Below are 20257 nucleotides of genomic sequence, written 5' to 3'. Positions count from 1 at the left end.
TTATTGGGAAGATGATAGGGTGAAGCTGCAGAGAAAAAATTCAGTACAGGACACTGACGATAAGTGGTGTATAATGAATACTTATAAGCTCTGATTGAATGGTCAATGGAAGAAACAAACCACCCTATTCCTGTACTAAATAGCTTATAAAGCAACTAAGATCAGACAGACCATAATTTAAAAAGGGGGCTAAGGCTAAATTAGCCGCTTTCATGAAGAAAATAAGTTATCTTGACTATTATATCTTGATACCTTACTTGGTGTTGACCAGTATAGGAATCTTAATGGTATACAGTGCCAGTAGTTTTATAGCGTTGCAGAATTTTGATAACGCACAATATTATTTTATCAGACAAGCAATATTTGCAGGAGCTGGATTGTTCTTTTGTTTCTTCGCGTATATGCTTCGGCTAGAAATCTTAAAACATAAGGCCTTTGTTATTTCAGCCATTAGCATTATTGTAATCATGTTGCTGTCTCTTTTGGCTTTTGGAGAAGAAATCAATGGAGCAAAAGGGTGGCTCGATTTAGGACCTCTTGGAAGAATACAGCCAGCAGAATTTGCTAAAGTAGTGGTTATTTGGTATTTTGCTTTTATTTTTTCAAAAAGACAGCAAAGGTTTGTTCAAGATCTAAGAGAAACAGTCAATGCCTTTTTAGCACCTTTGTTACTGTTCGTGATTGGGATCGTATTTCCTATCATCTTACAGCCGGATATTGGGGGAGCTATTATTATACTGGCGATAGGAGTAGTAATGGTTTTAACCAGCGGAATCTCTTATAAGTTTGGGTTAGGTCTTGCAGTTGCAGGTAGTACCGTTATATGGGGCGTAATGGAATTGATTCGTCGCTTTGGGACTAGTCTGCCTTTTATTGAAGGCTATCAATATGACCGATTTTTAGCATTTTGGGATCCTTTTGCTGTTTCTGAATCGACAGGGCTGCAATTGGTCAACTCTTATTACGCGTTAAGTCGAGGTGGTTTGTTTGGGGTAGGGATTGGAGAAAGTGTCCAAAAAACAGGTTATCTGCCTGAACCTTATACGGACTTTATCATGTCGATATTAGGTGAAGAATTAGGACTTGTAGGTGTTTTAGGTGTTGTTCTGCTGTTTGGATTTTTAATTCTGCGCATTTACTTAATCGGTATTAAAACCAAGGATTCTTTTGGCTCATTGGTATGTATTGGAATTGCTACCATGTTGCTCATCCAGTCGACCATTAACTTGGGGGGGATCTTAGGATTAATGCCTATCACTGGGGTTACTTTTCCGTTTATTAGTTACGGAGGATCCAGCATTTTGATTCTTTCGGTGTCAATAGGAGTCGTATTAAATGTGAGTGCTACCTCAAAAAGAAGAGAATTGATGACAAAAACAACACAAGGCAATACTAAAAAAAATTAACTGCGGACTAGGTATGGTAAATAATCTTCTTTAAGAAGTTTTGCCACAACTTGAGTCCCCCAAACTTAAGGAGAGATAGCATGAAAAAAGTCTTAGTAGCTAACCGAGGAGAAATTGCAATTCGTATTTTCAGAGCTCTTACAGAATTGCAAATAGATACGGTAGGGATTTATGCGCAAGAAGATGAAAAATCAGTCCACCGCTTCAAAGCGGATGAAGCTTACCTAGTGGGAAAAGGAAAAAAACCGATTGAAGCTTATTTGGATATTGAAGATATCATCCGTATTGCGAAAGAAAGCGGCGCAGAAGCTATTCATCCAGGTTATGGATTTTTATCTGAAAATATTGATTTTGCTCGTCGTTGTGAAGAAGAAGGCGTTATATTTATTGGCCCTCAATTGCATCATCTGGATATCTTTGGAGATAAGATCAAAGCTAAACAAGCCGCTTTAGAAGCAGAACTGCAAACCATTCCTGGTACAGATGGTCCAGTAAACAACTTAAATGAAGTAAAAGAATTTGGAGACCAACATGGTTATCCAATTATTATTAAAGCTGCTCTTGGAGGCGGCGGTCGTGGGATGCGTGTAGTCCATGATAGCTCAGAATTAGAAGAAAGTTTCCAACGCGCTCAAAGTGAAGCTAAAGCCGCTTTTGGTAGTGGAGAAGTATATGTCGAAAGATATGTACAAAATCCAAAACATATTGAAGTGCAAATATTGGGAGACAAACAAGGGAATATTGTTCATTTATATGAAAGAGATTGTTCCGTCCAAAGACGTCACCAAAAAGTTGTGGAAGTGGCGCCGTGTGTGTCCATTTCTGAAGAACTGCGTCAAGAAATGTGTCAATCTGCTGTCCAATTGATGCAACATGTTGGATATGAGAATGCTGGTACAGTGGAGTTTTTACTAGAAAATAATCAGTATTATTTTATTGAAGTTAATCCACGTGTTCAAGTAGAACATACAATTTCAGAAATGATCACAGGAGTAGATATTGTCCAAGCCCAAATCTTGATTGCTCAAGGATTGGATTTGCACAAGGACATCCATATCCCTCAACAAGCCGATATGCCATTAATGGGAGCTGCTATCCAATGCCGTATTACGACTGAAGACCCATTGAACAACTTTTTACCGGACACTGGTAAAATCAATACCTATCGTTCTCCAGGTGGTTTTGGAATTCGTTTAGATTCAGGCAATGGGTTCCAAGGAACAGTTGTAACACCGTTCTTTGATTCTCTATTAGTAAAAGCTTGTGTTCAAGCGAGTACTTTTGAATTAGCTGCTCAAAAAATGATGCGCGCTTTAAAAGAATTCCGTATTCGCGGAGTAAAAACAAACATTCCGTTTATGCAAAATGTGATTGCACACGAAGAATTCCTTTCTGGAAATGCTAAAACAACGTTCATCGACTCTACTCCAGAATTGTATCAATTTTCAACAGTGCGTGACCGTGGAAACAAAACGATGGCATATATTGGAAATATCAGTGTAAATGGATTCCCGGGAATCAATCATGGTCAAAAACCATTCTTTGAAGAACCGCGGAAGCCCAAACAACTGATTTTACCGAAAGAACCGATGATCACTGCCAAACAACTGTTGGACACAGATGGTGCAGAAGCGGTTAGTTCATGGTTAAAAGAACAACAAGCTGTCCAGTTGACGGATACAACGTTTAGAGATGCTCACCAAAGTTTATTGGCCACTCGCGTACGTACTCAAGACTTCTTAGAAATCGCTGCGGATACTCAAAAAGCTTTGCCGCAACTCTTTTCTACTGAGATGTGGGGCGGAGCTACGTTTGATGTGGCTTACCGTTTCTTAAATGAAGATCCATGGGATAGGTTAAAAAAACTGCGCAAAGAAATGCCGAACGTATTGTTTCAAATGTTGTTTAGAGGCTCTAATGCGGTAGGATATCAAAATTATCCAGACAACGTGATCGAAGCTTTTATCAAACAAGCAGCTGCCAACGGTATTGATGTGTTTCGTATTTTTGATAGTTTAAACTGGATTCCGCAAATGGAAAAAAGTATTCAAGCTGTAAGGGATAACGGGAAAATTGCTGAAGGAACGATTTGTTATACCGGAAACTTCCTAGATCCGGCACAAACGAAATATACATTGAATTACTATAAAGAAATGGCTAAAGAACTTGAACAACTGGGTTCTCACATGATTGGAATCAAGGATATGTCGGGCATTCTAAAACCGCAAGCAGCCTACCAGTTAATCAGTGAATTGAAAGAAACGATTGATCTGCCGATTCATTTGCATACTCACGATACTAGTGGGAATGGTATTTTCACTTATGCTGAAGCCATTCGAGCAGGCGTTGACGTCATTGATGTTGCTACTAGTGCAATGAGCAGCAGAACGAGCCAACCAAGTATGAGCAGTTTGTATTACGCGACTGAATCAAGCGACAGACGTCCAAAAATTGAGATTGATAACGTGGAACAAATTGATCACTACTGGCAAGATGTCCGCCGATACTACAAAGACTTTGAGATCAAAGTTACCGGGCCTCAAACGGAGGTCTACCAACATGAAATGCCTGGTGGTCAATACACCAACTTGCAACAACAAGCAATCGCCGTTGGTTTAGAAGCGCAATGGGATGACATCAAGAAAATGTATACCATAGTGAACCAGATGTTTGGAGACATTGTTAAAGTAACACCGTCTTCTAAAGTAGTCGGTGATATGGCTTTATTCATGGTCCAAAACAAGCTTTCTCGTGAAGATGTATTTGAAAAAGGAATGGAGATTGATTTTCCAGATTCTGTCATCAACCTGTTCATGGGAAATCTAGGTCAGCCTACAGGAGGTTTCCCTGAAGAGTTGCAACGCATCATTCTAAAAGATAAGAAACCTTTTACAGAAAGACCAGGAACACTGGCAGAAAATGTCGATTTTGATACAGTTAAACAAGAACTGCAAGAAGCGATCGATAGAGAACCAACGATGGAAGAAGTCTTGAGTTACTTGATGTATCCTCAAGTGTTCTTAGATTATACGCAATCATACAATCGTTATGGGGATGTGACATTGTTAGATACTATGACATTTTTCCACGGAATGCGTACAGGTGAAACAATTGAAGTCCAAATTGAAAAGGGGAAAACGCTGATCATTACGTTAAATCAAATCGGTGAACCTAATTCAGAAGGTATGCGCGTATTGTACTTTGAATTAAATGGTCAAGGCAGAGAAATCGAAATCAAAGATTTGAGCATTACCAGTACCACAGCATTACGCAGAAAAGCAGAGCCTACAAACAAACAACATGTAGGTGCGACAATGTCTGGATCTGTTTTAGACATTTCTGTGAAAAAAGGCGACCGTGTAATAAAAGGCCAGTCTTTGATCACTACAGAAGCCATGAAAATGGAAACGACAATTAAAGCAACCACAGAAGGTGTTGTCGATCAAATTTACGTTGAAGTGGGCGATGTGATCGATTCGGGTGACTTGTTGATCGAAACAGTAGCTAGATAAGCATCCAAAATAAAAAGTGATTTAATGGAGGGAAATAGAGATGAAAACAGTTAGAAAAACGTTCGTATTATTTATTGTTTTTCTATTGGGATCTTATCTTTTCCCTCTTATTTTTCATTTTGACCGAGCAGAACCGATCGTCATTCCGGAAGAGTCTTCTAGTGAAGAGTTGGAATCTGCATCTGTATTAGAACCATCAGACTTGGAACAGACGCTTGTTCCAGCAGCTGGTTTTTCTAATTATGTAGGCATGGCTGTAGATGATTTTATAGTAGACTATGGAGATCCTTCTGTAATCAAAACTATAGCGGATGACAGCGAATTATGGATCTATGGCACCGAAAATACTCATTATCTGCAACTGACAGTCACTAATTATGTTATCGCTGAAATCTTAGTATTAGGTTCAGCTGTTGAGATCCCTCCATTTGAAATGGGGATGGAGCGAGCGGATATGTATCAAGTAGCTTCATTTGATCCAACATTTGAAGTCCGGTATGAGAATCAGCTGGTTCAAATCAATCTAAATGAAGACGAACTGAATAATCAGCCTTTAGTAGCCTTTGACAATCAAACGTATGCAATTTTGACGATGGACAGTCACACGAATACCATTGTGGGAATCCACTATATGAACAATGAAAGTTTGATTCATTCGGGATTATATGAAGTCAGTACTTTTTCATCCCTTACTGAAGAGGCATTTGTTCAAATGAATCAGGCTATTCAAGAAAAGGTTAAGTCGGATCAAATTCTTCAATACATCAACATTCTGAGAGAAAAAATGGGCTTAGAGGAATTGGAATATAGTCTCGTTTTATCTGCTGTGGGAAATGAATTGTATGACTTTAATGAACTCACACAGGAGAACGAAGAAGCTGCTATGGAACCCGCTTCACAGCAAGAATCTAGTAATGATGCATTAGTCATTAATGAAGAGGCATCGGTAGAAACCGTTGAGGAAAAAGAGCAAACTGCCGGTACAGATTCTGAAAATAAACAATCTACACAAGAGACTCCTCAAATCAATCTGCTAGATGAAAGTACCATTCAAGCTTATTTAAATGAAGAGGAGATCCAATTAGATAATGTCAGATTGTTCTACCAGCCTGTTCAAACAAATCCTTCTATTTATGTGCTGCAGTGGTTTACTTTAGCTGAATACCGTGAAATTGTGATGGATAAAGCTATGAAACGAATAGGTATTTCATTTAGAGGAGACGAATTATTGCTGATACTAGATGACGGTTCTGAAATCGAGTTGTAGTAGTGTGACTAGAGTTGTATAATGTAGAAAAATAAAAACACTTTTTCATTGAAAAGATCGTGTCAGGGATTGGAGGTACATTATGGAATTAAATATTAATGAAAGACAAGGGATCATCGTTTGGGTATACAGTTTAAAACATATGAAAACTTTGAAGAGACAAGGATTAATACATTATGTTTCCAAGCGGATGAAGTATGTCGTACTTTACGTAAACCGATCAGAAATCGATTTAACTGAAAAGAAGCTGAACAGTTTTCACTTTGTGCGTAAAGTAGAACGTTCTTACCGGGCGAATGTCAATATGGACTTTGATCATGTTTTAGGTGAACTCAGTCAAACAGCTGAAGAAGCCTTTAGCGGGTTAGGACAAGCTACCCCGTAATGTATAGAACTAAGGAATACATCGTTTTACGGTATTCCTTGTTTTGCATTTGCCAAATACCATTGAGAGGAATAAATTGTGTATGAGAGTGATTTCTGGAGAGTATGGAGGAAGAAGATTAAAAGCGGTACCTGGTAATAGTACCCGACCAACAACAGACAAAATAAAAGAATCCTTGTTTAATATGATTGGTCCTTATTTTGATGGTGGACAATGCTTGGATTTATTTGCCGGGTCGGGTGGATTGTCTATTGAAGCAGTCTCAAGAGGGATGGATGGAGCGGTGTTGATTGATAAAGCTCCTATGGCGATCAAAACGATTCAAGAGAATATTGCTGTTACTAAAGAAGAAGAAAAATTTACAGTGATTCGCAGTGATGCGACTAGAGCTTTAACAACGCTGAAAAGCAAAAAAATGCGTTTTGATTTAGTTTTTTTGGATCCTCCGTATGCAGAACAACAAATCCCCGCACAAATAGCTCAAATGCTTAAAAGGGAGCTGCTCTCTTCGAATGCATTGATTGTGTGTGAAGTAGACAAAAATGTTGCTCTGCCAGAAGAGATTCATCAGGCAAAACTGTATAAAAAAGCACAATATGGAATCACCACTATAGGGATTTACGAACTAATGATAGAAACGGAGGAAAAAGATGTCTAAAATTGCGTTGTATCCAGGAAGTTTTGACCCTATTTCTAACGGGCACATTGATATAATCAAACGTGCAGCTACATTATTTGACCGTGTTATCATTGCAGTAGCCACCAATACTTCGAAAAAAGCGTTGTTTACAGAGGATGAAAAAATCCAATTGATCCTGGAGAATGTAGCATCTTTATCCAATGTTGAAGTTGTTAAACACTCTGGAGGTCTGACTGTTGATTTGGCGGATGAGTTGAATGTTGATATTCTGCTCAGAGGCTTACGAAGTGTGAAAGATTTTGAATACGAAGCGGATATTGCGGCAATGAATAAAACGCAAAACAGCCGAGTAGAAACTGTATTTCTAGTATCAAATGAACGGTATCGGTTCGTCAGTTCAAGTTTGGTTAAAGAAGTGGCTATGTTCGGAGGAGATATATCGGGTTTAGTACCGGATAATGTCAACGTGGCGATGAAGAAAAAATATGAAATAGAGTAGTTTTTGGTAAATAACGGGCACAGGATGTGTGGGAATGAATAAAAAAATCATCAAAAGTATCAGTGTAATCCTCATTGTAGCAGCTGTATTTTGGGCGTTGTTTATGCCTATGCCATACTATATTGAATCTCCAGGATCAGCTGTTCATTTGAATGAACTGGTCCAAGTCGATAATGAAGCGGACCAAGAACCAGGGAGTTACATGCTGACCACAGTGGCGGTTCGCAGAGCGACGCCTTTGACGTACTTAACAAAATTTTTGCCTTTTCATGATGGTTACACTGAAGAAGAATTGTTCGGGACAACCACGACATCTGAAGAATACAATAACCTTCAGCAATATTATATGACCAGCTCCATCAATAGTGCTGTTCAAGCAGCATTTGAAGTAGCCAATGAACCGTATGAATTTTCATATAATGGAGTGTATGTCATGTCTGTTTTAGAAAATTCCCATTTTGAAGGGCTGCTTCAAGTCGGAGATACGATCATTGCTTTAGACGGGAATACTTTTAAGAGTTCACAAGAATTTATTGAATACGTTCAAAACCAAGAAGTTGATCAAGCTATCGAAGTGACTTACCAAAGAAACGGAGAAGAAAATACCGTTTCTGCTCCATTGATGGAAATGGAAGAAACTAAATATCCTGGATTAGGGATCAGTTTGGTGGACAATACTTCCATTACTACTGATATTCCAGTAGAAATAGATTCTGACGGCATTGGCGGTCCATCTGCCGGCTTTATGTTTGCTTTACAAATTTATACGCAACTCGTTAATGAAGAGTTAAGGAACGGCCATGAAATTGCCGGTACTGGAACGATAGCAGCTGATGGAACCATTGGGAGAATCGGCGGGATCGAGAAGAAAGTTGTTGCTGCAGACGATGAAGGAGCTACCATTTTCTTTGCTCCAGATGATGAAATTGATCCAGTGATCCTAGAAAATTATCCTGATCTAAAAAGCAATTATGAAGAAGCTTTAGCGGCTGCAAAAGAAATAGACACTGACATGACAATTGTACCGGTAAAAAATATTCAAGATGCGGTCGATTACTTGAATCAACTAGATTAAACCAAGAACAACCAAAAAGAAGAGGTTTGTAAAGAGCGAAGACGACAAAGGTCTCTGCTCTTTTTTTGCTTTAAAAATTTTAATGAAAAGAAGCTCTTTTTCGTATAGTTAGAAAAAGGAGAAATTATGGGACAAAAACGGAAAGTCAGGTGCTAAAAGATGTTGCAAAAGTTCAAAGAAAAAATAATGACAGTTCCATTATGGAACGGTGCAGCTGTTGGTATAATGGGACTCCTATTTTTTGTTGTTACGTTATTTCTATTCATGAACTCAAAAGATGAAACGACATCAGAGATGGGAGTGGAGGAGACGACTGAACAATATTTGATGGAGCCTATGCAAGAGGAAGAATCTATGAAGGCAGAGAGTGCAGAAGGGATAACTGAAGAGGGACAAGATCTATATGTAGATGTAAAAGGAGCTGTGAGCAATCCAGGAGTTTATCAAGTAACCTCTGATATGCGGCTGATGGATGCAATTGAACTAGCTGGAGGATTTTTGATCTCCGCGGACCAATCTCAAATCAACTTAGCTTTAAAATTAACAGATCAAATGGTGGTGTATGTACCTCTCATAGGAGAAGAAGCAAAAGAAATCACTGATGAAACCAGCTTAAGTGGAAATTTAAACGGAAATGAGAGTGAAGAAAAAGAAGGAACTGTAAATATCAACACAGCGGATGCAGTAGAGTTGCAAACTTTAAATGGCATAGGAGAAAAGAAAGCAGAAAAGATCATTCAGTATCGTGAAGAAAATGGTTCATTTCAATCCACTGATGAATTGAAAAACGTGTCTGGAATCGGAGACAAAACTTTTGAAGCACTGAAAGACTTTGTAGTAGTAGGTTCTCAGTAACGAAGACTAAAAGTCTTGTTGCAACTCATTTTGGGCTTTTGTATACTTGAAGTAATTATTTGTATGTTCCGCATGAGATAAGGGTCGCGTGCAGTGAATGGAAAGTAGGAGGATTAGAATGATAGAAAGAATTCCGTGGAATGAATATTTTATGTCTCAAAGTGTATTGTTAGCGCAAAGGAGTACTTGTACGCGCTTAATGGTGGGGGCAACGATCGTTCGAGAAAAAAGAATCATTGCAGGCGGTTATAATGGTTCTGTAAGTGGAGACAGCCATTGTATTGATGAAGGGTGTTATGTAGTAGATGGCCATTGTGTGCGTACAATCCATGCAGAAATGAATGCTATTCTCCAGTGTGCCAAGTTTGGTGTAGAAACAGAAAACGCAGAAATTTACGTGACTCATTTCCCTTGTCTGCAATGCACAAAAATGGTTCTGCAAGCAGGAATAAAGAAAATTTATTACTTAGAAGATTACCACAATAATGAGTATGCAAAGAAATTGATTGAACAAGCCCATGTTCAATGCGAAAAAGTAAGTTTACCGACAGATTTTTTTGGAAAATTAGACCTTCTCGTAAAAGAACAGTCTAAAACCAATCAATCTGGACACATCCATGAATCTTAATTGACAGGATACTACCTTTATTCTGCTCTTTTCTCATTGCTACTGGTTTGTATGGTGGTAAGCGAATTTTATTGGCTGACAGTCTTGTTGGTTTTATACGGTTTAGTCCGTCTCTATTCATTAAAGAATAGAAAGGTACTGGTTTGTTCACTAGCTATAGGTGGTATGATAGGTTTAGCGACTTGTTGGCATCATTATTCAAACCATACCGAGTTGTTAAACGAAGCCGGACAATTTGTAGTCGATGTCCAACCAACGGATATCAAATACGATGGCAATCAGATGCAATTTTACGGTACCGTTCAAGAAACTGATCAGCAGAAACAAGTATCTGAAGAAGTGGTCGTGTTTTATTATGCTGAGACTCTTGAAGAAAAAGAGTGGTGGCAGTCTCAAGAATCATTCGAAAAAATAAAGATTGAAGGGATTCTGACAGAACCAGAAAGCAATCGCAATCAATATCAATTTGACTACCAAGAATACCTTTTTAATAGACGGATCCATTGGGTACTTTCAGCAGATACTTTATCGTTGGTCACTAGTCCAAAAACGAACAGCTATTGGCAACAATTTTCTTTACTCCATTTAAAGCAGCGGCTGGTGCGGCATATTGAGGAACAAGTCACACCTAAAGTAGGAAATTATATGAAAACACTTCTTCTTGGGGATGTGGGATCATTTGAGACGGAACTCTTGCAGGATTTTAAAGACTTGGGGTTGTTGCACCTATTGAGTATTTCTGGTTTACATATCCAATTCTTATTCGCTGGATTGTCGTACCTTTTATTGCGGTTTGGGGTAACGAAAGAAACGAGTTATTTTATAATAGTGCCGATTCTTTTTTTATACGGCAGTTTGATTGGTTGGGGAACAAGTGCTTTTAGAGCTGTGGTCGTTAGTTTTATGACATTGAGCGCTCACCGTTTTCAATGGAAACTCTCCAGTTTTGATGCTTGGTCGATCACACTATTGCTGGCCTTGTTGATCGATCCTTATCAAATCAGCAGTGTAGGGTTTCAATTGAGCTATTTATTGAGTTTATTATTGATTTTATTTTCTAAGACGTTTTTAGCTCCTCAACACTCGTATTTAAAAAACAATTTATTGATTTCATTTGTGATGACGGTAGCATCGATTCCGGTGCTGATGTTCCATTTCTTTGAGTTTCCCTGGATCGGAACGATAGCGAATCTTATCTTCATTCCATTTTTTTCGTGGGTTCTGATACCTTTGCTGATCTATTTGGTATTCTCCTTTTTGATTGGAGATACTGTCTTATTCTCGGGCTTGTTAGCCGTATTTGAAAAAGTGCTGAGTTTTCCTGAATGGATAGCCAAAAGTTTCTCTAAGATACCCTTTAATCTGATCGTGACGGGAAGAATACCGCTGATTTTAATGATCGTATTCTGTGTTGTCCTTACAATCTGGTTTATTGCTCTTGAGACAAAAAAAGGCATTGGAAAAGCATCTGTTGTTGCATTGGTTGCTTTAATAGTCGTGGCTCAATACCAAGCGTATTCTCCTATAACAGAAGTGATCGTTATTGATGTGGGTCAAGGAGATGCGATTCTTATTAAAGAACCTTTCGGAAAAGGAAACTACTTAATCGATACTGGAGGGACGGTTTCTTTTGAACGAGAAGAATGGACCGAAAAACAAACACCGTCAACTGTTGCCAATAGAAATCTGATCCCTTTGTTGAAAGCAAAAGGCATTAGACATTTAGATCGTGTTTTTGCAACGCATGGTGACGCCGATCATATTCAGGCATTAGCTGAATTAGCCGATGAGCTGCCCATTGAGGAAGTAATTTACTCGGCAGGAACGGAGCAAAAAGAATTGTTTTCTGATACAGCTCAAGTCCTCAAGAAAAACGGAGTTGCTCTTACTGGTGTATTAGCTGACCGCGAGACACCATTCAAAGTGACTTCCTCTTTATATGTGGTGTGGCCATTTGAGACGGGGACGGGGGAAAATGAAGATTCACTTGTATTGTATGGCAAGATTGGCGCTTACAATTGGCTGTTTACTGGAGATATGGGGATCGAGGAAGAGAAAGAATTGTTAGATCAGTTTCCTGGGTTAAAAGCAGATATTTTGAAAGTGGGTCATCATGGCAGCAATACCTCTACGAGTGAACTTTTTGTACAGCGGTTAGAACCTCAAGTGGCGCTGATTTCCGCTAAGTTAAACAATCAGTTTGGTCATCCCCATACTGAAGTGCTTGATGTATTGGAACAAGAGAACCTAAAAATCTACCGGACAGATAAACAGGGAGCCATTCACTATGTTTACTTTCCTTATCTGTGGTTTGATCCATTAGGACGGTTTAATACGATCTTACAGAGTGCAACCAACTTCTAATGTAAAAATAGGCAAAATAGACTTGCTTTCTAGCGATGCAATTTGTACGATTAAAGAGATATAGAAAGTGGGGAAGAAGTTGAATTATACAACTGAACTGGCTAAGATAACTAAAAAAGAATTATCTGCGGTATACTTGGTGCTCGGAACGGAGAACTATTTAGCGGATAAGTTAAAAAAAGCTTTCATTGAGCATGTGATTTCTCCTGATGAAATGGATTTGAATTTCAGTTCATTTGATATGGAAGAAACACCGTTAAGTACAGTGCTGAATGATGCGGAAAGTATTCCGTTTTTTGGGGAACGCCGGTTGATTTTCGTCAACCGCCCAGTATTTTTAACGGGTGAAAAGGCCAAGCAAAAAATTGAGCATGATATCGAGGGATTAGTGGATTATTTACAACATCCGTCGCCTTCGACTGTATTGGTTTTCTTTGCCCCATATGAAAAACTAGATCAACGAAAGAAAGTCGTCAAGCAGCTCAAAAAATCAGCAACAACGATTGATATAGCAGCGTTGTCAGAAAAAGACACTCGGAAATTTTTGCAAGATACAATTGCAAACGAAGGCTATACAATTACGCCTGAAGCTTTTGATACGATGATTCAATTGACAGATGCCAATTTAAGTACGGCAGTTGGAGAATTGCCGAAGTTGTTTTTATATGCAATGGAGTCTAAAAAAATACTTAAGCCGGCTGTTGAAGAATTGATTTCGAAATCACTGGAACAAAATATCTTCGCTTTAAATGAAATGGTGTTGAAAAAACAAGCAGGATCAGCACTGGATCTGTACCAAGAATTGTTGTTGCAAAAAGAAGACCCTATTAAAATCAATGCGATCATGACGAATCAATTTCGTTTGTTGATCCAAGTATTTATTTTAACGAAACAGGGATTCCAGCAAAACGAAATTGCGACAACTCTGAAAGTTCATCCATTTCGAGTGAAATTGGCTAGCCAGCAGATTAGAAAGCATGATGAGCGTACATTAACTGAAGCGTTTGAAGGATTGATCGAAACGGAATACCGATTGAAAACGGGTCAGGGAGATCGTAAAATGCAATTTGAATTGTTTATCTTGCAATTTGCTGAGGGAAAAGGAATAGGGAGACAGAAATAAGAAAAATTCATTATTCTATCCTATCAAGTAAAAAAACTTTACACTTTAATATTGCATTCAAGAGATTCATCCGGTATAATAAACGATGTTGAAATAATTTTACAATTATTTTAGTTGTTCTATAAGGAAAGAGGGGTGTACTAAATGCCAAACATCGAATCAGCAATTAAACGTGTTCGTACGAATGAAAAAGCAGCAGTTTTAAACAACACTAAAAAAAGCTCAATGCGTACAGCTGTGAAAAAATTTGAAAAAGCAGTTGAAGCTGGAGACAGCAACACAAATGCTTTATTCAACAGTGCAGTTAAATCAATTGATATGGCTGCATCTAAAGGATTAATCCACAAAAACAAAGCAGCTCGCGATAAATCTCGTTTATCAGCTAAATTAGCTAAATAATCCAATGAATCGGGTCTGGTGTTCCAGGCTCTTTTTTGTTGTGTGGTAGCTTGATCTAGTGCTGCAAGTTCATTTCAAAACTTTTGACGATCGCCAAAAGTTCATTACAAACAACTCACAAAACACAAAAACTCTGTTGGATAGGTTGACCCTATCCAGCAGAGTTTTTGTGTTTTAGGCTTTGCCGACCAGAATTATTCGGTTAGGGAAGAGTGGGGTTATCCAACTAACGAGTGGTTGTTGTCAAAACTATGTAACACCTCATTTGTTATAACGGCCCTTTACCTTGTAAGAACATACGTTCAGTGCTAGAATATAAAGGAGATATTTGTGTTGTGAGTCATGCAGAAGCGAGGAGATTATATGTCAGAAAAAAGATTTGAACTAGTTTCTCAATATCAACCTGGTGGGGACCAGCCTGAAGCTATCAAACAGTTGGTTAAAGGGCTCCAAACAGGAGTTAAAGAGCAAACATTACTTGGTGCAACAGGAACTGGGAAGACATTTACGGTTTCCAACGTCATTCAAGAAGTGAATAGACCCACATTGGTCATTGCACACAATAAAACATTAGCTGGACAATTATATAGTGAATTTAAAGAATTTTTCCCTAATAATGCGGTAGAATATTTTGTAAGTTACTACGATTATTATCAACCGGAAGCGTATGTTCCTCAAACAGATACATTCATTGAAAAAGAAGCCAGTATCAATGATGAAATTGATAAATTACGTCATTCCGCTACCAGTTCATTGATCGATAGACGAGATGTGATTGTTGTAGCCTCAGTTTCTTGTATCTATGGATTGGTAAACCCATTGGACTATAAAGAATTTGTCTTGTCTTTACGAGTTGGGATGGAGATCAGTCGAGATGACATGCTGCGTAAATTGATCGAAATGCAATTTGAACGAAACGATATTGATTTTCAACGTGGACGTTTTCGGGTTCGGGGTGATGTCGTGGAGATCTTTTTAGCGTCTAGAGATAGTGAAGCCGTGCGAGTGGAATTTTTTGGAGACGAGATCGAGCGTATCCGTGAAGTGGATGTTTTGACCGGAGAAGTCAAAGCAGACGTAGAATTCGTAGCTGTTTTTCCGGCTACACACTTTGTGGCCAATGATGAACAAACACGTCACGCAGTAGGAACTATTCAAGCAGAATTAGATGCGAGACTCAAAGAATTGCGCGCAGAAAATAAGCTGCTGGAAGCGCAACGTCTTGAACAACGAACCAATTATGATATTGAAATGCTCTTGGAAATGGGGTATTGTCCAGGGATCGAGAATTATTCCCGCCATATGGACGGTCGGAAACCAGGAGAATCTCCGTATACATTATTAGACTTCTTTCCAGATGATTCATTATTTGTAGTGGATGAATCACATATCACGATGTCTCAAATCAGAGGGATGTACAACGGAGATAGAGCTAGAAAACAACAATTAATTGAACATGGATTTCGTCTGCCGAGCGCTTTAGATAATCGTCCGTTACGATTAGAAGAATTTGAAGAGCATGTCAATCAAATTATGTACATTTCAGCTACTCCAGGTCCTTATGAATTAGAACGGACCAATGGTGTGGTAGAACAGATTATTCGTCCTACCGGGTTATTGGATCCTGTTATCGAAATTCATCCGATTGAAGGTCAAATCGATGATTTGATTGGTGAAATTAATGAACGGATCGAGAAAAATGAACGGGTATTTATTACAACCTTGACTAAAAAAATGTCCGAAGACCTATCGGATTATTTAAAAGAGATCGGCTTAAAGGTAGAATACTTGCATAGTGATGTGAAGACTCTAGAACGAACAGAAATCATCCGGAATTTACGTTTAGGTGTATTTGACGTTCTGATCGGAATCAACTTATTGAGAGAGGGACTCGATGTGCCGGAAGTGTCTTTAGTCGCTATTTTAGATGCGGATAAAGAAGGGTTCTTAAGAAGTGAACGTTCACTGGTCCAAACTATCGGGCGTGCAGCACGTAATGAGAATGGTAAAGTAATTCTATACGCAGACAGAATCACTGATTCGATGCGGTATGCTATAGATGAAACAGATCGCCGCCGTTCTATTCAAATGCAATACAATACCGATCATGGAATTGTTCCGAAAACGATCAAAAAAGAAGTTCGTGATTTGATTTCTATTACTACTGCAGTGGACGAAACGAAAGATATTCCAGTAAGGAAAATTTCGAAATTAAATAAAGCTGAGCGAGTTCAGCTTGTAGAAACAATGGAGCTTGAAATGAGAGCTGCTGCTAAAGCATTAGATTTTGAAAAAGCGGCTAACTTACGAGATACTATTCTTGAGATTAGAGCGGAATACAAAATATAATGGTGTCAAAAAGAACTCGGTAAAATGAGGGGAATTACCAGATTAATACTTGCATTTTAAGAGAAAGTTCTGTAGTATTTAGATGTGCGCTAAGCACAGACCTTTTACTTGGTTGTACGATTCACCAACGACTTCTCAGTAAAAGGAAAAAATCAGAAAGAGGTGTTTAGAAATGGCTATTTCTAAAGAACGCAAAAACGAAATCATCAAACAATACGCAAGACACGAAGGAGATACTGGTTCTCCAGAAGTACAAATTGCTGTATTGACAGACGAAATCAACCACTTAAATGAGCACGCACGTACTCATAAAAAAGACCACCATTCTTACCGTGGATTGATGAAAAAAATCGGTCACCGTCGTAACTTGTTAGCTTACTTACGTAACAACGATGTTGCACGTTACCGTGAATTAATCAAGAGCTTAGGCTTACGTCGTTAAGATCCGTTTGTCTATATTAAAAGCGGGGTTCTAAGGAATCTCGCTTTTTTTCGAGAGAGTGACGAAAAGCGTTTAGCCTTTCGCCTATAAGAAAATACCAACAGACAGGTGCTATTTACCTGACAGTTGGTATTAGTTTATAGGACGTATAGACTGCTTTTCGCAACTCGTTTTTTGAGAGAGTGTAGCTAGGCGTTTAGCTTACCAGCTAGTTAAGCAGTAGAAATCACTTATACAAAGAGAACGTTGATCTATCCGTTATCCTACTATGCAAATGTGAGCGTTTAAACATTAAATACTGACATTTGTTTAGTAGATTGCATGGATACCAATAGTTCTCGGAAAAAAGGAGAACAACACATGACAGAAAAACAAGTTTTTACAACCGAACTTGGCGGCCGTCCTTTAACAGTGGAAATAGGACAGTTAGCTAAGCAAGCAAATGGAGCCGTTTTGGTTCGTTATGGAGACACGGTTGTTTTAACAGCTGCTGTTGCCAGCAAAGATGCAATGGATGTGGATTTCTTTCCACTAACAGTAAACTATGAGGAAAAAATGTATGCCGTAGGGAAAATCCCAGGAGGATTCATCAAACGTGAAGGCCGCCCTAGCGAAAATGCTACATTGACAGCTCGTTTAATTGACCGCCCGATTCGTCCAATGTTTGCAGAAGGATTCCGTAATGAAGTCCAAATCACGAATACCGTTATGTCTGTTGAACAAGACTGCTCTCCAGAAATGGCGGCAATGCTTGGATCATCTTTGGCTTTGGTTGTTTCTGATATTCCATTTAATGGTCCTATTGCCGGAGTAAATGTTGGCCGTGTGAATGGTGAATTGATCATTAACCCATCTGTTCAACAAGATGAAGAGTCTGATATCCAGTTAACAGTAGCTGGGACAAAAACAGCTATCAACATGGTTGAAAGTGGAGCTGCTGAAGTGTCTGAAGAAGGCATGTTAGAAGCGCTGATGTTCGGTCATGAAGAAATCAAAAAATTAGTAGCCTTCCAAGAAGAAATCCAATCAGCTGTTGGAAAAGAAAAAATGGAAGTTTTATTATTAGAAGTAGATGCAGATGTGCAAGAAGAAGTACAAGCAGCTTACAAAGAAAAAATGGTCAATGCGATCCAAATCTTTGACAAACAAGAACGTGCTGAACAAACAGAAGCCGTTAAAAAAGAAGCGGTTGCCTTTTTTGAAGCTAAATACGCTGATCATGATGAAGCAGCTCGTATCAAAAAAGAAGTCAAGAAAATTGTTGAAGATCTGGAAAAAGATGAAGTACGCCGTTTGATTACGGAAGATAAAATTCGCCCAGATGGTCGTAAAATCGATGAGATTCGTCCATTAGCTTCTGAAACAGGTGTTTTACCAAGAGCTCATGGTTCTGGTTTATTCACACGTGGACAGACTCAAGCGTTGTCTATTGCAACTTTAGCGCCTCTAGGAGAACATCAAATTATTGATGGCTTAGGCATTGAAGAAAGCAAACGATTTATTCATCATTACAATTTCCCTCAATTCTCAGTTGGTAGCACTGGCCGTGGCCGTGCGCCAGGTAGACGTGAAATTGGGCATGGTGCTTTAGGCGAACGAGCTATGGCTCAAGTAATCCCTAATGAAAAAGATTTCCCTTACATGATCCGTGTTGTTTCAGAAGTGTTGGAATCAAATGGTTCTTCTTCTCAAGCAAGTATTTGTGCAGGAATCTTAGCATTGATGGATGCCGGTGTACCGATCAAAGCTCCAGTTGCTGGTATTGCAATGGGATTAGTCAGTGATGGAAACAACCACACTGTTTTAACCGATATCCAAGGGTTGGAAGACCACTTAGGCGATATGGACTTTAAAGTTGCTGGAACTGCTGAAGGAATCACAGCATTGCAAATGGATATCAAAATCCAAGGTATCACTCAAGAAATCCTAACTGAAGCATTGACTCAAGCTAAAAAAGCTCGTATGGAGATTTTAGATGAATTAGTGTCTACTATTTCTGAACCACGCAAAGAATTGAGCAAGTATGCTCCAAAAATCGAAATGATGCAAATCAAACCAGAAAAAATCAAAGTAGTTATTGGCCGCGGCGGAGACCAAATCAATGCTATCATTGAAGAAACTGGCGTAAAAATCGATATCGATCAAGATGGAAAAGTCAGCATTGCTTCTGATGACGCTGAAATGATTCAACGTGCCAAAGAAATCATTGAAGAATTGACAAAAGATATTGAAGTAGGTCAAATCTACAACGGTACTGTCAAACGTGTTGAAAAATTTGGTGCATTTGTTGAAATTGCTAAAGGTAAAGATGGTTTAGTGCATATTTCTCAATTAGACACTAAACGTGTAGCAAAAGTAGAAGACGTGGTCAATATTGGAGATAAAATAGAAGTTAAAGTTATTGAAATTGACCGTCAAGGACGCATCAATCTTTCACACAAAGTATTGATGGCAGATGACGAACAAGAAAAAACGGAATCAAACTAATGAACCAAAGAGAAGACCGTACTGAGTTTTTCAGTACGATCTTCTCTTTTTTACTCTTCAGTTGGCGTTAGGCGGATAGAAACGCATTTGTAAGGTTGTTCTGCATAAGCTTCAAGAAAGCCGTCTTGAATAATAGTTTCTTTAGCAAGTTCTTTTTGTTTAAACGTACAACTGAAAGATTCTTCAAAAGGAAAGGGGTCGATCTCTATGGTTTTTTCATCTACCTAATTCAATTTTATCCGTTCGTCCGTTAAACCTAAAACGTCAGGAATCTCCAACCCGTCTTTGAAAAATGGGTGAGTAGTTTCCTTATCAGTTTCTGGTTCAGTGATCGCTGCAAAAAGAGAGATCCCATCTAAGAGATTAAGCAACCCAAAATGATACAAAAATTGTGCTTCATCGAAATGAGGCAAAGTCTTTTTGATCTGGAACTGACGCTGTTCCTCATGCTGCACAAATTGTTTAGCAGCAGCAGCTTTTTCTTCAGCAAAAAAGTTTTGATAATGACAGCTGCACAAGAGAGCCGCATAGGGATTTCTTTTTCTATTACATCTATCCCATGTTGATAAAGGACTAATTTTGCCATCATAGGAAAGTCGATAAAAGAATAAGGTTGCTGAGTTCGATCGTTCCAAAAAGGCTGTTTATCAAAGTTTTGCCAGCCATAATCATGCATCGAGATGGCATAATGCACAGAAGGATAGAAGGCTGAGTTTTTAATGTTCTGGTACTTCCAATGAGTTAACATCTCACCAGAAACGATGGAATGGTGGAGTTGTTCTGTTAATGTAAATGATTCTTTGTGTTCTTTTGAAATCATCTGTAC

General features: G+C 38.7%; 15 protein-coding genes and 1 pseudogene. 15 read left to right on the top strand and 1 reads right to left on the bottom strand.

What is annotated here, in order from left to right:
* Positions 1 to 212: 212 nt before the first annotated feature.
* From ACEN4L_RS00750 to pnp, 15 genes are all read left to right on the top strand, one after another.
* Complete coding sequence (locus ACEN4L_RS00750) at positions 213 to 1406, top strand: FtsW/RodA/SpoVE family cell cycle protein (protein ID WP_407095439.1); 1194 nt, start codon at positions 213 to 215, stop codon at positions 1404 to 1406.
* 80 nt (positions 1407 to 1486) lie between these two features.
* Positions 1487 to 4918: a pyruvate carboxylase gene (locus ACEN4L_RS00745; protein WP_407095438.1), complete on the top strand. Its 3432-nt coding sequence runs from the start codon at positions 1487 to 1489 to the stop codon at positions 4916 to 4918.
* Between the two features lie 40 nt (positions 4919 to 4958).
* Positions 4959 to 6185, top strand: coding sequence for a CAP-associated domain-containing protein (locus tag ACEN4L_RS00740; protein ID WP_407095437.1), 1227 nt, complete (start codon positions 4959 to 4961; stop codon positions 6183 to 6185).
* Positions 6186 to 6267: 82 nt separating this feature from the next.
* On the top strand, positions 6268 to 6570 hold the full coding sequence (locus ACEN4L_RS00735) for a YlbG family protein (protein ID WP_407095436.1): 303 nt from the start codon (positions 6268 to 6270) through the stop codon (positions 6568 to 6570).
* Between the two features lie 82 nt (positions 6571 to 6652).
* Positions 6653 to 7228, top strand: coding sequence for a 16S rRNA (guanine(966)-N(2))-methyltransferase RsmD (gene rsmD, locus ACEN4L_RS00730; RefSeq protein ID WP_407095435.1), 576 nt, complete (start codon positions 6653 to 6655; stop codon positions 7226 to 7228).
* Complete coding sequence (gene coaD, locus ACEN4L_RS00725) at positions 7221 to 7709, top strand: pantetheine-phosphate adenylyltransferase (protein WP_407095434.1); 489 nt, start codon at positions 7221 to 7223, stop codon at positions 7707 to 7709. Before rsmD ends, coaD begins: the two co-directional genes overlap by 8 nt.
* A 34-nt stretch (positions 7710 to 7743) precedes the next feature.
* Positions 7744 to 8784, top strand: a complete 1041-nt coding sequence (locus tag ACEN4L_RS00720; protein ID WP_407095432.1) for a SepM family pheromone-processing serine protease — start codon at positions 7744 to 7746, stop codon at positions 8782 to 8784.
* A 159-nt stretch (positions 8785 to 8943) separates the two neighbouring features.
* Positions 8944 to 9639, top strand: a complete 696-nt coding sequence (locus ACEN4L_RS00715; protein WP_407095430.1) for a helix-hairpin-helix domain-containing protein — start codon at positions 8944 to 8946, stop codon at positions 9637 to 9639.
* A 121-nt stretch (positions 9640 to 9760) separates the two neighbouring features.
* Positions 9761 to 10267 (top strand): ComE operon protein 2, encoded by a 507-nt coding sequence (locus tag ACEN4L_RS00710; protein WP_407095565.1) that lies wholly within the window; start codon positions 9761 to 9763, stop codon positions 10265 to 10267.
* A 51-nt stretch (positions 10268 to 10318) separates the two neighbouring features.
* A complete protein-coding gene (locus ACEN4L_RS00705) occupies positions 10319 to 12631 on the top strand; it encodes a DNA internalization-related competence protein ComEC/Rec2 (protein ID WP_407095564.1) in 2313 nt (770 codons plus the stop codon).
* Between the two features lie 67 nt (positions 12632 to 12698).
* Entirely contained in the window at positions 12699 to 13754 is a 1056-nt protein-coding gene (gene holA, locus ACEN4L_RS00700) for a DNA polymerase III subunit delta (RefSeq protein ID WP_407095428.1), read from the top strand.
* 144 nt (positions 13755 to 13898) lie between these two features.
* Positions 13899 to 14153, top strand: coding sequence for a 30S ribosomal protein S20 (gene rpsT / locus ACEN4L_RS00695; protein ID WP_407095426.1), 255 nt, complete (start codon positions 13899 to 13901; stop codon positions 14151 to 14153).
* Positions 14154 to 14516: 363 nt separating this feature from the next.
* Positions 14517 to 16502, top strand: coding sequence for an excinuclease ABC subunit UvrB (uvrB, locus tag ACEN4L_RS00690; RefSeq protein ID WP_407095424.1), 1986 nt, complete (start codon positions 14517 to 14519; stop codon positions 16500 to 16502).
* A 172-nt stretch (positions 16503 to 16674) separates the two neighbouring features.
* Complete coding sequence (gene rpsO / locus ACEN4L_RS00685) at positions 16675 to 16944, top strand: 30S ribosomal protein S15 (RefSeq protein WP_407095422.1); 270 nt, start codon at positions 16675 to 16677, stop codon at positions 16942 to 16944.
* A 321-nt stretch (positions 16945 to 17265) separates the two neighbouring features.
* Entirely contained in the window at positions 17266 to 19431 is a 2166-nt protein-coding gene (gene pnp, locus ACEN4L_RS00680) for a polyribonucleotide nucleotidyltransferase (RefSeq protein WP_407095420.1), read from the top strand.
* Between the two features lie 224 nt (positions 19432 to 19655).
* Here pnp and ACEN4L_RS00675 read toward each other — a convergent pair.
* Positions 19656 to 20251 (bottom strand): annotated as a pseudogene (locus ACEN4L_RS00675) (DUF3891 family protein).
* Positions 20252 to 20257 lie beyond the last annotated feature (6 nt).

Origin of the sequence: Desemzia sp. FAM 23988, from assembly GCF_045528365.1 — a bacterium.
Classification (GTDB): Bacteria; Bacillota; Bacilli; order Lactobacillales; family Carnobacteriaceae; genus Desemzia.
The sequence above is the reverse complement of the archived record's forward strand: the minus strand, read 5'-3'. Positions and strand labels throughout refer to the sequence as shown.